This is a genomic window from Pseudomonas sp. SIMBA_068 (assembly GCF_046534705.1).
Lineage (GTDB): Bacteria > Pseudomonadota > Gammaproteobacteria > Pseudomonadales > Pseudomonadaceae > Aquipseudomonas > Aquipseudomonas putida.
This window is the reverse complement of the sequence record NZ_JAWRYI010000001.1, coordinates 290,598-305,601: the sequence shown is the minus strand read 5'-3', so window position 1 is coordinate 305,601 and position 15,004 is coordinate 290,598. Positions and strand designations below refer to the sequence as shown.

The window sequence follows — 15,004 nt, the reverse complement described above, 5'->3', positions numbered from 1 at the left end:
TGCTGGGTAAAGAGACGTTGTAGTTATAGATGACCGTTCCTCGGCGCTTTGGTTTTTTTTCCGCAGGGTGAAAACTTCCGAGGCTGTTCCACGGTCTATGCCTTCAGACATTTTCTACGTAATTCAGAGGTTTCCACCCAAATGGCAGCAGTAATGGTCGGCCAATTCCACGCCCGTGACGCCGAAGGCCGTATCTACCCCGTGCACGAGTTCCAGGAATCCACCCTGCAACTTGACGGCAGCACGCTGGGCGCCCCCATCACCACCTACCGCCTGGCCATCGGCGACAAGGTCAACCACCTCGGTGAAAACCGTTTCGAACTGGCGCGCAGCGGCGTCGAGATCATTCGCATTCCGTGATGCAGTCCACGGTGTAACGGCCGCTCTCGTTCTGCAGGCCATGCACATCGGCGACAAAACCGGGGAAGCCCTGGTTGAATGCCCGGGCAAAGGCCAGGTAATCGAGTATCGAGCGGGTCGCCTCGGTGAACCGCTCGCCCGGCATGATCAATGGAATACCAGGCGGATACGGCACCAGCATCACCGCAGCCACACGCCCCAGCAGCGCCTCGATCGGCACCGCCTCCACCTCGCCACGCACCATCTGGTCATAGGCCCGGGCCGGGCTCACAGCCACCTCCGGCAAGCGCGTGAACAGCCGCTTCAGTTGCTTGGCCGTGGCATTGGCGCGGTAGCAGTCATGCAATTGCTCACACAAGTCGCGCAGCCCCATCCTCTGGTAGCGTGATGCATCGGCTGCCACCACACTCGGCAGGCAATTGCTCAGGGCTGTATTGCCATCATAGTGGCGCTTGAACTCCAGCAACTCCGTAAGCAAAGTGCTCCACTTGCCTTTGGTAATGCCCATGGAGAACAGCACCAGGAAGCTGTACAGGCCGGTTTTCTCCACCACCAGCCCCCGCTCCCAGAGAAACTTGCTGACCACCGCCGCCGGGATGCCATGCTCGCCCAGCACACCCCCCGCGCTCAGGCCCGGCATCACCAAGGTCACCTTGAGCGGGTCGAGCAGCACATAGTCGTCCACAACCTCGCCAAAGCCATGCCACTCCGCCCCCGGTTGCAGCAACCAGTCCTGCGCGGCCAGGCGCTGGGTACCTTCGGTGCTCGGTGGCTGCCAGATACTGAACCACCAGTCATCCGCAGCAATGTGCTCGCGCAGGTTGGCCAGGGCACGACGAAAACTCAGCGCCTCGTCGAACATCTCTTGCAGCAGCGAATGCCCGGCCGGCCCTTCCATCATGGTCGAGGCCACGTCCAGCGAGGCGAGAATGCTGTACTGTGGCGAGGTCGAGATATGCATCATGAACGCTTCGTTGAATCGGTCACGGTCCAGCTGACGCCTGGCCCCGTCCTGCACATGGATCATCGAGGCCTGGCTGAATGCGGCCAGCAGTTTGTGGGTGGAGTGGGTACTGAACACCAGAGGGCTGTCTGCCGTGCAGGCAGTGCCCATGGCATAGCGCCCGGTGAAGAAGTCATGAAACGCCGCATAGGCGAACCAGGCCTCGTCGAAATGCAGCACCTCGACACTGGCACCCAGGCTCTGCTTGATCATCCCGGCGTGGTAGCACAGGCCGTCATAGGTGGAGTTGGTCACTACCGCCAGCTTGATGCGCTGCCCACGATCGCGGGCAAGGGGGTTGGCCAGTATCTTCGCCGCGATTGCCTCGGGGCTGAATTCGCTGAGCGGGATCGGGCCGATGATGCCCAGTTCGTTGCGCTCCGGGCACAGGTACAGCGGAATGGCGCCGGTCATGATGATCGCGTGCACTACCGACTTGTGGCAGTTGCGGTCCACCAGTACCAGGTCGTCGCGGCCGACCATGGCGTGCCAGACGATCTTGTTGGCGGTGGAAGTACCGTTGATGACGAAGAAGGTGTGGTCAGCGCCGAAGTTGCGCGCCGCCCTGGCTTCGGCTTCTGCCAGCGGCCCGGTGTGGTCGAGCAGCGAGCCGAGTTCCGGCACGGAAACAGACAGGTCCGAGCGCAGGGTATTTTCCCCGAAGAACTGGTGAAAAGCCTGGCCCACGGGGCTTTTATGGTAGGCCACGCCGCCGCCATGGCCCGGGGTGTGCCAGGAATAGTTGGATTGCGCAGTGTGCTGCACCAGGGCCTTGAAGAACGGCGGCAGCAGGCCGTCGAGGTAGGTGTGTGCGGCGCGCGCCACCTGGCGGGCGAGAAACGGCACGGTATCCTCGAACAGGTAGAGGATTCCTCGAAGCTGGTTAAGCTCGCTCATGGCCTCGGCCGGGGCGTTTTCCAGGGTTACCTGCTCGCCCAGGGCGAAGATCGGCAGGTTGGGTGCGCGCAGGCGGGCCAGGCGGATCAGCTCGGCCATGTTCTGCAGCAGGTGGGTGTTCTCGCCAACGCCTTCGGCAGCGACCAGCATGCAGGCCAGGCCGTGGTGGGTGGCGGCAACCAGGCGGGCTTCGGCATGGTCGGCGGCGGCGAGAATGGCGAAGCCATCCTGGCGCAGCTCCTCGGCGATGCCCCGCACACGCTCGCCGGCAACGCTGTCCGCCTTGATGGCGCGGTGGACGATGAGGATCGGGAACTTGAGGTCCTTGTACATCAGGTGGCTACCTCCGAAGGACATGACGTCCATTTCAGGGTAGTTGAACCTGTGTTCTCAGCGCCTGCCTCTTCGCGGGCACGCCCGCGAAGAGGCCGGTACAGGCTATAAATCAGCCAGCAGCTGTCTCGGTAAGGGCCTGCCACATGGAGGGCCCACCCGCCGACTTGGCGATAGCGGCCAGGCGCTCGGCATGCGCCTCCAGTTCCTCGGCATTGGCCATGATCACCCGCCCCGGCGTACGCCCGACAATCCGGCGGATCTCGCTGCCGCCAGCGCCCTGCCCATCACTCTCGGCGTCTGCGCCATGGCCCGCCAGCGACAGGCTGGTCTGGCCACCGGTCATCGCCAGGTAGACGTCAGCCAGCAGTTCCGAGTCGAGCAATGCGCCGTGCAGCTCACGGCCAGAGTTGTCGATGTCGTAGCGTTTGCACAGCGCATCCAGGCTGTTGCGCTGCCCTGGGTGGCGCGAACGTGCCAGCAACAGAGTGTCGAGAATGGTGCAATGCTGCGAAATGTCAGCGCGATGCTGCTGGCCCAGCAAGGCGAATTCGTTGTTGATGAAGCCAACGTCAAACGCCGCGTTATGGATGACCAGCGTGGCGCCCTGGATGAATTCGAAGAATTCCTCGGCTACATCGCCAAACCGTGGCTTGCCGACCAGGAAGGTGTCGGTGATGCCGTGGACGTTGATAGCGCCCTCGTCACTCTCGCGGTCCGGCTGCAGGTAGACGTGGAAGTGCCGCCCGGTCAGGCGCCGGCCGAGCACCTCGACACAGCCGATCTCGATGATCCGGTGGCCTTCGCTGACCGGCATACCCGTGGTTTCGGTATCGAGAATGACGAACCGTTTATCTTGCTGCTGCTCCACGCGGGGCGCTCCAACTTGCATCAGTTACAAAGGCCGCGATTGTACCCCAGCTCAACGCTGGGCGCGCACCTCATCGACCCCACGGTTGGCCAGCTGGTCGGCGCGTTCGTTGCCGGGGTGGCCGATATGGCCGCGCACCCACTTCCAGCTCACCTTGTGGCGGTTGACCTGCTCATCGAGCTGCTGCCACAGGTCGGCATTCTTCACCGGCTCTTTGGCAGCGGTCTTCCAGCCGCGCTTCTTCCAGTTGACCATCCATTCGTTGATGCCCTTCATCACGTACTGCGAGTCGGTGGTCAGCACCACTTCGCATTCGCGCTTCAGCGACATCAGGCCCTGGATCGCCGCCATCAGCTCCATGCGGTTGTTGGTGGTTTCACGTTCGCCGCCCCACAGTTCCTTCTCGACGCCCTTGTAGATCATCAGGACCCCCCAGCCACCTGGGCCAGGATTGCCTTTGCAGGCACCATCGGTAAACATTTCGACGCTATCGCTCATGTACCACTCTTGAATTCAGTGCTTGTCAGTTTCAGGGTTGACCGCCGTGCGGTTCACCTTGGCCAGCGGCAGCGGCAGCAACTTGCCCATCGGCTCGCGGCGTTCCGGGCGCAACGGCCGCAGGCCCACCACCATCTTGCGCGCCACCAGCAGGTACACGCCGCCACCGGAGCTCTGCCAGCCGCCGGCCATCCGCTCCCAACCCGCCAGGCGCTGCTGCCAGGCCGGTGAAGCAAGCGGCGGACGATAGCACCCGAAGCGGCGTTTCTCCAGCGCGAAGCCCAGCAGGTTGAGCCAGTCGCCTACCCGCGAAGGCGAGATGCAACGCGCCTTGCGCAAGGCGCCATGGCTGAAGAAATGGCGCATGCCCCAACTGCTCCACGGGTTGATCCCGACGATCAGCAGGTGCCCGCCCGGGCGCACGGCGCTGGCGGCCTCGCGCAGCAAGCCATGGGGCGACAGGCTGAAATCCAGGCCATGCTGCAGCACCACCACATCGGCGGCATGCTCGCTCAGCGGCCAGGCCTGCTCTTCACAGGCAATTTCCACCCCCGGCAGCGGCGCCCCAAGGCGCACGTTGCGCTGCACCTGCGGGGCACTGGGCGGCGGCTCCGCGCAGGGGCCGTAGTGCACAAGGTAGCCCCCGAAGAAGCGGCCGAGCTCTTCTTCCAGCAGTTTTTCCTCTTCCTTGAGCATCAGTTGGCCGATCGGGCCATTGAACCACTCACGGGCCAGGCTGATCAGCTTGACCCAGTCCGGGTCGGCCTGGGCAAAGGCTTGGTCGGTCATTGCGCTCTCCCTCGAAGGTTCTCCCACCGCGCCATCGCGGCTAAGATGCCTTCATGTGCCACGCTTGGCGAATCGGATCCGCACCATGATACAGATCGATGCTCTCCCCGCTTTCTCCGACAACTACATCTGGTTGTTACAGGATACTGCCAAACGCCGCTGCGCGGTGGTCGACCCGGGTGACGCCGGCCCGGTGGAACGCTGGCTGTCGGCCAACCCCGACTGGGTGCTCAGCGACATCCTGATTACCCACCACCACAACGACCATGTCGGCGGCGTCGAACGGCTCAAGCAACTGACGAACGCACGGGTGTGCGGCACTGCCAACGAACGTATTCCCTGCCGCGACCTGGCGCTGGACGAAGGCGACCAGGTGACGGTGCTGGGCATGACGTTCCAGGTACTGGCAGTGCCTGGCCACACCTTGGGGCATATCGCGTTCTTCAGCGACCAACCGGCAACGCCAGTGCTGTTCAGTGGCGACACCCTGTTCGCCGCCGGCTGCGGGCGCATGTTCGAGGGTACACCCGAACAGATGCAGCCGGCCCTGGCCCGCCTGGCGGCACTGCCGGCCCACACCGAAGTGTACTGCGCCCACGAATACACCCTCAGCAACCTGCGCTTTGCAAAGGCGGTGGAACCTACCAACCAGCACGTTCTAAAGCGGTTCGAGGACGTTACCCGTTTACGCGCCGACAATCGCATCACCTTGCCATCAACGATTGGCCTGGAACGCCTGACCAACCCCTTCCTGCGTACCTCTGAAACATTAGTTAAACAAAAAGCAGACGAATGGAAGGGACATCCAAACGACTCGCAGGTCACTGTTTTTGCTGCCTTGAGGTCTTGGAAGGACACCTTCTGATAACCTCAAGATATATCGCAATCGATGGTCAAAGGTTGACCAGGCCCGGAGCGGTTTCTAGAATCGCCGAAATTTTTCGCCCGGATACCTGTCTCAGCCGATGTCTTCCCGTAGCCGCAGAACCTCTCATTCCGTCGCCCTGACGCGCCTGGCCCAAATCAGTGCGCTGGCTCTGGCCGCCACCCTGGTGGGCTGCCAGAGCACCCGTCAGCTTGACGAATCCGAAAGCGTTCGCGCGCACAACTACCAGGCGCGGATCAAGCACAAACCTGCACCGCTGCTGGTCAAGCCGGCCGAGCAGGCACCGCAGGATGTCTGGGAGCGCATGCGCCAGGGCTTTGCCCTGCAGGACAGCATCGACGTCAATCCGCGCATCGAGCAGCAGCGCCTGTGGTTCGCCAGCAACCCGACCTTCATCGAAAGTGCCGGCGAGCGCGGCAGCCTCTACCTGCACTACATCGTCGAGCGTCTTGAAGAGCGCGACATGCCGCTGGAGCTGGCCCTGCTGCCCGCCATCGAAAGTGCCTACAACCCGATGGCCTATTCACGCGCCAGTGCTGCCGGCATGTGGCAGTTCATGCCAGCGACAGGCCGCCACTTCAACCTGCGCCAGACCAATTTCTACGATGGCCGCCGCGATATCACCGCGTCGACCAACGCCGCACTGGACTACCTGACCCGCCTGCACGACATGTTCAACGGTGACTGGCTGCTGGCCCTGGCCGCCTACAACGCCGGCGAAGGCACGGTTAGCCGCGCCATGGAGCGCAACGAACGGCTCGGCCTGCCAACCGACTACTGGAACCTGCCGCTGCCTCAGGAAACCCGCGACTATGTGCCCAAGCTGCTGGCCCTCTCGCAGGTGGTGCTTACGCCTGAAGCCTATGGCGTGAACCTGAACCCGATTGCCAACGAGCCCTACTTCGAAGCGGTCGCCATCAATGATCGCCTGGACCTGTCGCGGGTGGCGGCCTTTGCCAACATCGACGAAGACGAGCTGATCCAGCTCAACCCGGCCTTCAAGAAGCGCATGACCGTGGACGGCCCGCAGCAACTGCTGGTGCCGACGGCCAAGGCGCAGCTGCTGAGCGACAGCCTGTCCAACCTCAAGCCCGAGCAACTGGTCAGCCTGCAACCGAACAAGGCCGTGTTCGCCCGCGCCGTAGCCGAAGCCAAGGCACCGGTGGCGGCGCGCAGCTACCGGGTCAAACGCGGCGACAACCTGGGCGCGATCGCCAAGGCCAATCGCGTCTCGGTCAGTGACATCAAGCGCTGGAACCGCCTGTCCGGCAACAGCCTGCGGGCCGGCCAGGTGCTGGCCCTGCGCGGTGGCAAGGGACCGAGTGCCGCCGGTAACCGGGTAGCGGCATCCGGCAAGCGCTCCACCCAGTACAAGGTGCGCAAGGGCGACTCGCTGTACCTGGTGGCCAAACGCTTCAACGTGGAAATGCAGCACCTCAAGCGCTGGAACCCACGCAGCGGCCACGCCCTCAAGCCAGGCCAGACCCTGACCGTCTACCTCTCGCATTGATGTAAAACCCGGGGCCGCTGCGCGCCCCATCGCCGGCAAGCCGGCTCCCACAAGTACTGCACATGGCTTGAAGCCGATGCAGTCGGGGTGGGAGCTGGCTTGCCGGCGATGGGGCGCGCAGCGGCCCTTTGCAATCCTCTGGCCGCACTCTTTTTCCAATCCCACCAAGCTGTTACTGTACCCGATCAAAGCCCAACGCCTCTGGATCGGATGCCGACTTGATACGTCCCCTCCTGCTGTCAATCAGCCTGGCCTTGAGCTTCCCCGTAGCCGCGATGGTGAGCGAAAGCCACGGATACGCGCAGTTCGGCACGCTCAAGTACCCAGCCACATTCACCCATTTCGACTGGGTCAACCCGCAAGCGCCCAAGGGCGGTACCTTGCGCGCCATGGCTTTTGGCACCTTCGATACCCTCAACCCCTACACCTTCAAGGGGTCAAGCCCGGTCACCACGCCCAATTTCCAGCAGTACGGCATCAGCGAGCTGAACGAGCCGCTGATGGTCGGCACCGGTCAGTACGACCCGTCGGGTGACGAGCCGACCTCCAGCTACGGCCTGATCGCCCGTTCGGTCGAATACAGCGAGGACCGCAGCTGGGTGGTGTTCAACCTGCGCCCGGAAGCCCGCTGGCACGACGGCCAGCCGATCACCTCGGCAGACGTGGCCTTTTCCTACCGCACGCTGCTCAAGGACGGCCACCCGATCTACCGCACCAACCTGCAGGAAGTGCAACGGGTAGACATCCTCGGCCCGCTGCGCATCCGTTTCGTGTTCAAGCGCGCGGGCAACCCGCTGCTGATCCTGCGCCTGGGCGAAATGCCGGTGCTGCCCAAGCACTACTGGCAAAAACGCGACTTCAAGGCCACCACCTTCGAGCCCCCCTTGGGCAGCGGCCCCTACCGCATCACCCAGGTACAACCCGGGCGCCGCCTGGTGTTCGAGCGGGTCAAGAACTACTGGGGCAAGGACCTGGCGGTCAACCGTGGCAAGTACAACTTCAAGCGCGTGGAATACGAGTTCTACCGCGACGCCACGGTGGCCTTCGAAGCGTTCAAGGCTGGCGAATTCGACATCTATATCGAGCACCAGGCGAAGAACTGGGCCAACGGCTACAACTTCCCGGCCGTGCGCCGTGGCGAAGTGATCAAGGCGCAGATCCCGCACCAGATCCCCACGCAAACCCAGGGCCTGTTCATGAACAGCCGTCGGGCCACCTTCAGCGACCCGCGGGTACGCCAGGCGTTGGGGCTGATGCTCGACTTCGAGTGGACCAACCGCGCCCTGTTCAGCAGCGCCTACCGCCGCTCGACCAGTTACTACCCCAACAGCGAGTTCGCTGCCAGTGGCCTGCCCACCGGCAAGGAGTGGCTGTTGCTGGCGCCGTTCCGTGACCAGTTACCGGCCAAGCTGTACAGCGAACCCTACAAGGTCAGCCACACCGATGGCCGCGGCATCAGCCGCCAGACCCTGCGCCAGGCCTTGGGCCTGCTTGCCGAGGCTGGCTGGAAGCTGAACGGCCAGCGCCTGGTCGACAGCAAGGGCCAGCAACTGCGCATGGAACTGCTGTTGGTAAACCCCAACCTTGAACGCATCCTGCAACCTTATGTCGAAAATCTGTCCAGCATCGGCATCGATGCACGCTTGCGCACCGTGGACCGTGCCCAGTACAAACAACGTCTGGACCAGTTCGATTTCGACATGATTCTGATGACCCTGAACCAGACCCTGAGCCCCGGCCTTGAACAGTGGCTGTACTTCCATTCCAGCCAGGCCGCCACCAAGGGCAGCAAGAACTATGCTGGGGTCAAGGACCCGGTGGTCGACCACTTGCTCGACACCCTGCTTGCCGCACGCACCCGCGACGACCAGGTCGCCGCCGCCCGCGCCCTGGACCGCGTGCTCTCATGGCAGTACTACATGATCCCCAACTGGTACCTCGACAACCATCGCCTGGCCTACCGCAACCGGTTCGCCTTCGTCACCACACCGCCCTATACCCTTGGGCTGAACAGCTGGTGGATCAAGACTTCGGAGAAAGCCCAATGACGCCAACGCACCGTCTGCGCCGGCTGGCATGCAGCCTGTTGCTCGCCTGCCTGAGCCTTCCCACCCTGGCCGCACCGCAGCACGCGCTCACTCTGTACGACGAGCCACCCAAGTACCCTGCCGATTTCAAGCACTTCGACTACGTCAACCCCGACGCCCCCAAGGGCGGTACCTTCCGCCAGTCCAGCTTCGGCGGCTTCGACAGCCTCAACCCGTTCATCAACAAGGGCGTCTCGGCCGAGAACATCGGCAGCATCTACGACACCCTGATGCGCCAGAGCCAGGACGAGCCGTTCACCGAATACGGCCTGGTGGCCGGCAAGATCGAGAAAGCCCCGGACAACAGCTGGGTGCGTTTCTACCTGCGCCCCGAAGCCCGCTTCCACGACGGCCACCCGATGCGTGCCGAAGACGTGGTGTTCACCTTCAATGCCCTGATCAAGGACGGTGCGCCGCTGTACCGACAGTATTACGCCGACGTCGCCGAAGTGGTCGCCGAAGACCCGCTGAAGGTGCTGTTCAGGTTCAAGCACAAGGGCAACCGCGAGCTGCCACTGATTCTCGGCCAGCTGCCCGTACTGCCCAAGCACTGGTACGCAAACCGCGACTTCAACCGCGGCAACCTGGAAATCCCCTTGGGCAGCGGCCCGTACAAGGTTGCCGAGGTCAAGGCCGGGCGCTCGGTGCGCTACGAGCGGGTCAAGGACTACTGGGCCAAGGACCTGCCGATCAATCGCGGGTTCTATAACTTCGATGCCATGACCTTCGACTCCTACCGTGACACCACCGTTGCCCTGGAGGCGCTCAAGGCCGGGGCGTTCGACTATGCGCTGGAAGTCAGCGCGAAGAACTGGGCCACCGCCTACAACGTGCCCGCCGTGCGGGAAGGCCGCCTGATCAAGGAAGAGCTGCCCAACGGCAACCCCACCGGCATGCAGGGTTTCATCTTCAACATCCGCCGCCCGGTGTTCCAGGACGTGCGTGTGCGCCAGGCGCTGAGCCTGCTGCTGGACTATGAGTGGACCAACAAGCAGCTGTTCAACGGTGCCTACACCCGCACCGGCAGCTACTTCGACAACTCGGAAATGGCCGCTCACGGCCTGCCCAGCCCCAACGAGCTGAAAATCCTCGAGCCGCTGCGTGGCAAAGTCCCTGACCAGGTATTCTCCGAGGCCTTCAAGAACCCTGTCAGCGACGGCAGCGGCATGATCCGCGAGCAGCAGCGCCAGGCCTACAAGCTGCTGCAGGAAGCCGGCTGGAAAATCGTCGACGACAAGATGGTCGACGCCCAAGGCAAGCCGGTAAGCATCGAGTTCCTGCTGGCGCAGACCGAGTTCGAACGCATTCTGCTGCCGTTCAAGCGCAACCTCGCCGACCTGGGCATCGACCTGAGCATCCGCCGGGTCGACGTTTCCCAGTACATCACCCGCCTGCGTTCACGGGACTATGACATGATCGTCGGCGGCTACCCACAGTCCAACTCGCCGGGCAACGAGCAGCGCGAATTCTGGTCCAGTGCCGCCGCCGACAACCCCGGCAGCCGCAACTTCATCGGCCTGCGCGACCCGGCCATCGACCAGTTGGTGGAAGAGCTGATCAACGCCGACTCTCGCCAGAGCCTGATCGACCACTGCCGCGCCCTCGACCGCGTGTTGCTATGGGGCTACTACGTGATCCCCAACTGGCATATCAAGACCTGGCGCGTAGCCTACTGGAACCACATCGGCCACCCGCAAGTGTCGCCCAAGTACGACATCGGCATCGACACCTGGTGGATCAAGCCCGGGGTAACCCCGGCGGTGAGCGACGCCCCTGCGGACGAGGCCAACTAACATGCTGGCCTATATCCTGCGGCGCCTGCTGCTAATCATCCCGACCCTGTTCGGTATCCTTGTCATCAACTTCATCATCGTCCAGGCCGCCCCCGGTGGCCCGGTAGAGCAGATGATCGCCAAGCTCGAAGGCTTCGAGGGCGCCACCAGCCGCATTGCCGGTGGCGGCGCCGAGGTTTCCGTGGCCGGTTCCAACTACCGCGGCGCCCAGGGCCTGGACCCGGCGCTGATCGCCGAAATCGAGCGCATGTACGGCTTCGACAAGTCGCCGCCAGAACGCCTGTGGATCATGATCAAGAACTACGCCCAGCTGGACTTCGGCGACAGCTTCTTCCGCGATGCCAAGGTGATCGACCTAATTGTCGAAAAGATGCCGGTGTCGATCTCGCTGGGGCTGTGGAGCACACTGATCATGTACCTGGTGTCGATCCCGCTGGGGATCGCCAAGGCGGTGCGCCACGGCAGCCACTTCGACGTGTGGACCAGCTCGGCGATCATCGTCGGCTACGCCATCCCGGCGTTCCTGTTCGCCATCCTGTTGATCGTGCTGTTCGCCGGGGGCAGCTACTTCGACTGGTTCCCGCTGCGTGGCCTCACCTCCAACAACTTCGACGAGCTGAGCACCACCGGCAAGGTGCTGGACTACTTCTGGCACCTGGTACTGCCGATCACCGCGCTGGTCATCGGCAACTTCGCCACCATGACCCTGCTGACCAAGAACAGCTTCCTCGACGAGATCAACAAGCAATATGTGGTCACCGCCAAGGCCAAGGGCCTCAGCCGGCCACGGGTGCTGTACGGCCACGTGTTCCGCAACGCCATGCTGCTGGTGATAGCCGGCTTCCCGTCGGCGTTCATCGGCATCTTCTTCACAGGATCCTTGCTGATCGAGGTCATCTTCAGCCTCGACGGCCTGGGCCTGATGAGTTTCGAAGCGGCCATCAACCGCGACTACCCGGTGGTCTTCGGCACCCTGTTCATCTTCACCCTGCTGGGGCTGGTGGTGAAACTGATCGGCGACCTGACCTACACCCTGGTCGATCCACGCATCGACTTCGCCAGCCGGGAGCACTGACATGGCCTTGTCCCCCCTCAACCGCCGGCGCTTCGAGCGCTTCAAGGCCAACCGCCGTGGCTGGTGGTCGCTGTGGCTGTTCCTGATCCTGTTCGGCCTGAGCCTGGGCGCGGAGCTGATCGCCAATGACAAGCCGGTGGCCGTGCGTTACGACGGCGAATGGTACTTCCCGGCGTTCAAGCGCTACCCGGAAACCACCTTCGGCGGCGAATTCCCGCTGGAGGCCAACTACAAGAGCCCGTACATCCGCGAACTGCTGGCCAAGAAAGACAGCTTTGTGCTGTGGGCGCCAATCCCGTTCAGCTACCAGAGCATCAACTACGACCTGCGCGTGCCCGCCCCGGCGCCACCCTCCACAGACAACTGGCTGGGCACCGACGACCAGGGCCGCGACGTGCTGGCGCGGGTGATCTACGGCTTCCGCATTTCGGTACTCTTCGCCCTTACCCTGACCGTGGCCAGCTCCATCGTCGGCGTCATCGCCGGCGCCTTGCAAGGCTTCTATGGCGGCTGGGTCGACCTGGCCGGGCAGCGCTTTCTGGAAATCTGGTCGGGCCTGCCGGTGCTGTACCTGCTGATCATCCTGGCCAGCTTCGTGCAGCCCAACTTCTGGTGGCTGCTGGGCATCATGCTGCTGTTCTCGTGGATGAGCCTGGTGGATGTGGTGCGCGCCGAGTTCCTGCGTGGGCGTAACCTGGAATACGTGCGCGCCGCCCGTGCGTTGGGCATGCGCAACGGCGCCATCATGTACCGGCACATCTTGCCCAACGCCATGATCTCGACCATGACCTTCATGCCATTCATTCTGACCGGCGCCATCGGCACCCTCACCGCCCTGGACTTTCTCGGTTTCGGCCTGCCCGCCGGTTCGCCATCGCTGGGCGAACTGGTGGCGCAGGGCAAGTCCAACCTGCAAGCGCCGTGGCTGGGCATCAGCGCCTTTGCCGTACTGGCGCTGATGCTGAGCTTGCTGGTGTTCATCGGCGAATCCGCCCGCGATGCCTTCGACCCGAGGAAGTGACATGAGTGAACAGAACCTGATCGAAGTGCGGGACCTGGCCGTGGAGTTCGTGACCGGGGACCAGGTCAACCGGGTGGTGGATGGCATCAGCTTTGACATCCGCAAAGGCGAGACGCTGGCGCTGGTGGGCGAAAGTGGCTCGGGCAAATCGGTCACCGCGCACTCGATCCTGCGCCTGCTGCCCTACCCCCTGGCCCGCCACCCCAGCGGCAGCATCCGCTACGAAGGCAAGGACCTGCTGCAGCAGAACGAGAAGACCCTGCAGCGCATTCGCGGCAACCGCATTGCGATGATCTTCCAGGAGCCGATGACCTCGCTCAACCCGCTGCACTGCATCGAGAAGCAGATCAACGAAATCCTTCTGCTGCACAAGGGCCTGACCGGCAAGGAAGCGACCGCACGTACCCTGGAGCTGCTGGACCTGGTCGGCATTCCCGAGCCGCACAAGCGCTTGAAGGCCCTGCCCCACGAGCTATCCGGCGGGCAGCGCCAACGGGTAATGATCGCCATGGCACTGGCCAACGAGCCGGAACTGCTGATTGCAGATGAGCCGACCACGGCGCTGGACGTGACCGTGCAGCTGAAGATTCTCGACCTGCTCAAGGAACTGCAGGCGCGCTTGGGCATGGCGCTGCTGCTGATCAGCCATGACCTGAACCTGGTGCGTCGCATCGCCCACCGCGTGTGCGTGATGCAGCGCGGGCAAATTGTAGAGCAAGCCGATTGCGCCACGCTGTTCAGCTCGCCACAGCACCACTACACCCAAATGCTCATAAATGCCGAGCCCAGCGGGCTGCCGGCGCACAACCCGGTGGGCGCGCCGCTACTGGAAGTGGATGACCTCAAGGTGTGGTTCCCGATCAAGAAGGGGCTGCTGCGGCGCACGGTTGACCATGTAAAGGCCGTGGACGGGGTCAACTTCAGCTTGCCGCAAGGGCAGACGCTGGGGATTGTCGGGGAATCCGGGTCGGGCAAGTCGACGCTCGGCCTGGCGATCCTGCGGCTGATTTCCAGCCAGGGCGGCATCCGCTTCCATGGGCAGAACCTGCAAGGGCTGAACCAGAAGGCCGTACGGCCGCTGCGGCGGGAAATGCAGGTGGTGTTCCAGGACCCGTTTGGCAGCCTGAGCCCGCGCATGTGCGTGGCGGACATTGTGGGTGAAGGGTTGCGCATTCACGGCATTGGCACCGCGCAGGAACAGGAAGCGGCGATTATTGCGGCCCTGGAGGAAGTAGGCCTGGACCCGCGCACGCGCCATCGCTACCCCCATGAGTTTTCCGGCGGGCAACGCCAGCGCATCGCCATTGCCCGGGCGCTGGTGCTGAAGCCCGCACTGATTCTGCTGGACGAACCCACGTCCGCGTTGGACCGCACTGTCCAGCGGCAAGTGGTGGAATTGCTGCGTAACCTGCAGCAGAAGTACAACCTGACATACCTGTTCATCAGCCATGACCTGGCGGTGGTCAAGGCGCTGAGTCACCAGTTGATGGTGATCAAGCATGGCCAAGTGGTGGAGCAAGGGGATGCGCAGGCGATCTTCCATGCGCCGCAGCATCCGTATACCCGGCAGTTGCTGGAGGCGGCGTTTTTAGAGGTGAATGCCGTTAGTTAGCTTTGGGGGGCTGCTGCTTCGGCCAAAATCCCCGCCTTCGATCCTGATGATGACCTCGATGCATGAGCTGGAGGCGCTGCGGGTTTTGCTTGAGTCGGCATTGATCAAGGTACAGATGCCCGCTGAGCCCAGAACTTCGCCCTAAGGCTGATCAACGTGCTGCAAAGGCCGGCCCCTTCGCGGGCGCGCCCGCTCCCACAGGAAGCACTGAGACTGCTGCGCGGTCTTTGTGGGAGCGGCCTTTTGTCGCGATAGGGCCGCAAAGCGGC

At 63.2% G+C, this 15,004-nt stretch carries 12 protein-coding genes; 8 read left to right on the top strand and 4 right to left on the bottom strand.

From position 1 onward, the window contains the following. The first annotated feature begins 141 nt into the window (after positions 1 to 141). Entirely contained in the window at positions 142 to 360 is a 219-nt protein-coding gene (locus SB756_RS01340; protein ID WP_016488235.1) for a hypothetical protein, read from the top strand. On the opposite strand, the gene SB756_RS01335 is transcribed toward SB756_RS01340, so the two are convergent. The 4 genes from SB756_RS01335 to SB756_RS01320 all read right to left on the bottom strand — a co-directional run bounded on the left by SB756_RS01335 (position 344) and on the right by SB756_RS01320 (position 4,751). Further along, positions 344 to 2,593: an Orn/Lys/Arg decarboxylase N-terminal domain-containing protein gene (locus SB756_RS01335; RefSeq protein ID WP_341798912.1), complete on the bottom strand. Its 2,250-nt coding sequence runs from the start codon at positions 2,591 to 2,593 to the stop codon at positions 344 to 346. The genes SB756_RS01340 and SB756_RS01335 overlap by 17 nt on opposite strands. 112 nt (positions 2,594 to 2,705) lie before the next feature. Next, complete coding sequence (gene dnaQ / locus SB756_RS01330) at positions 2,706 to 3,464, bottom strand: DNA polymerase III subunit epsilon (protein ID WP_341796308.1); 759 nt, start codon at positions 3,462 to 3,464, stop codon at positions 2,706 to 2,708. Positions 3,465 to 3,515: 51 nt separating this feature from the next. Further along, positions 3,516 to 3,962, bottom strand: a complete 447-nt coding sequence (gene rnhA / locus SB756_RS01325; RefSeq protein WP_016498736.1) for a ribonuclease HI — start codon at positions 3,960 to 3,962, stop codon at positions 3,516 to 3,518. Positions 3,963 to 3,977: 15 nt separating this feature from the next. Continuing rightward, the gene (locus SB756_RS01320; protein ID WP_016498735.1) at positions 3,978 to 4,751 is read right to left on the bottom strand and encodes a class I SAM-dependent methyltransferase; all 774 of its coding nucleotides are present in this window, start codon (positions 4,749 to 4,751) and stop codon (positions 3,978 to 3,980) included. Between the two features lie 85 nt (positions 4,752 to 4,836). On the opposite strand from SB756_RS01320, the gene gloB reads away from it, so the two are divergent. The 7 genes from gloB (at position 4,837) to SB756_RS01285 (ending at position 14,735) form a co-directional block, all read left to right on the top strand. Next, positions 4,837 to 5,616, top strand: coding sequence for a hydroxyacylglutathione hydrolase (gene gloB, locus SB756_RS01315; RefSeq protein WP_410910022.1), 780 nt, complete (start codon positions 4,837 to 4,839; stop codon positions 5,614 to 5,616). Positions 5,617 to 5,716: 100 nt separating this feature from the next. Further along, positions 5,717 to 7,147, top strand: a complete 1,431-nt coding sequence (locus tag SB756_RS01310; RefSeq protein WP_063424467.1) for a lytic transglycosylase domain-containing protein — start codon at positions 5,717 to 5,719, stop codon at positions 7,145 to 7,147. A gap of 218 nt (positions 7,148 to 7,365) precedes the next feature. After that, positions 7,366 to 9,195, top strand: coding sequence for an extracellular solute-binding protein (locus SB756_RS01305; protein ID WP_341796310.1), 1,830 nt, complete (start codon positions 7,366 to 7,368; stop codon positions 9,193 to 9,195). Continuing rightward, complete coding sequence (locus SB756_RS01300; RefSeq protein ID WP_410910021.1) at positions 9,192 to 11,027, top strand: extracellular solute-binding protein; 1,836 nt, start codon at positions 9,192 to 9,194, stop codon at positions 11,025 to 11,027. The genes SB756_RS01305 and SB756_RS01300 overlap by 4 nt, the downstream gene beginning before the upstream one ends. A gap of 1 nt (position 11,028) precedes the next feature. After that, complete coding sequence (locus tag SB756_RS01295; RefSeq protein WP_016498730.1) at positions 11,029 to 12,102, top strand: microcin C ABC transporter permease YejB; 1,074 nt, start codon at positions 11,029 to 11,031, stop codon at positions 12,100 to 12,102. 1 nt (position 12,103) lies between these two features. Continuing rightward, positions 12,104 to 13,123, top strand: coding sequence for an ABC transporter permease (locus tag SB756_RS01290; protein WP_016488246.1), 1,020 nt, complete (start codon positions 12,104 to 12,106; stop codon positions 13,121 to 13,123). 1 nt (position 13,124) lies between these two features. After that, positions 13,125 to 14,735 carry an ABC transporter ATP-binding protein gene (locus tag SB756_RS01285; protein ID WP_410910020.1) on the top strand — a complete coding sequence of 537 codons (1,611 nt, stop codon included), beginning with the start codon at positions 13,125 to 13,127 and terminating at the stop codon, positions 14,733 to 14,735. Positions 14,736 to 15,004 lie beyond the last annotated feature (269 nt).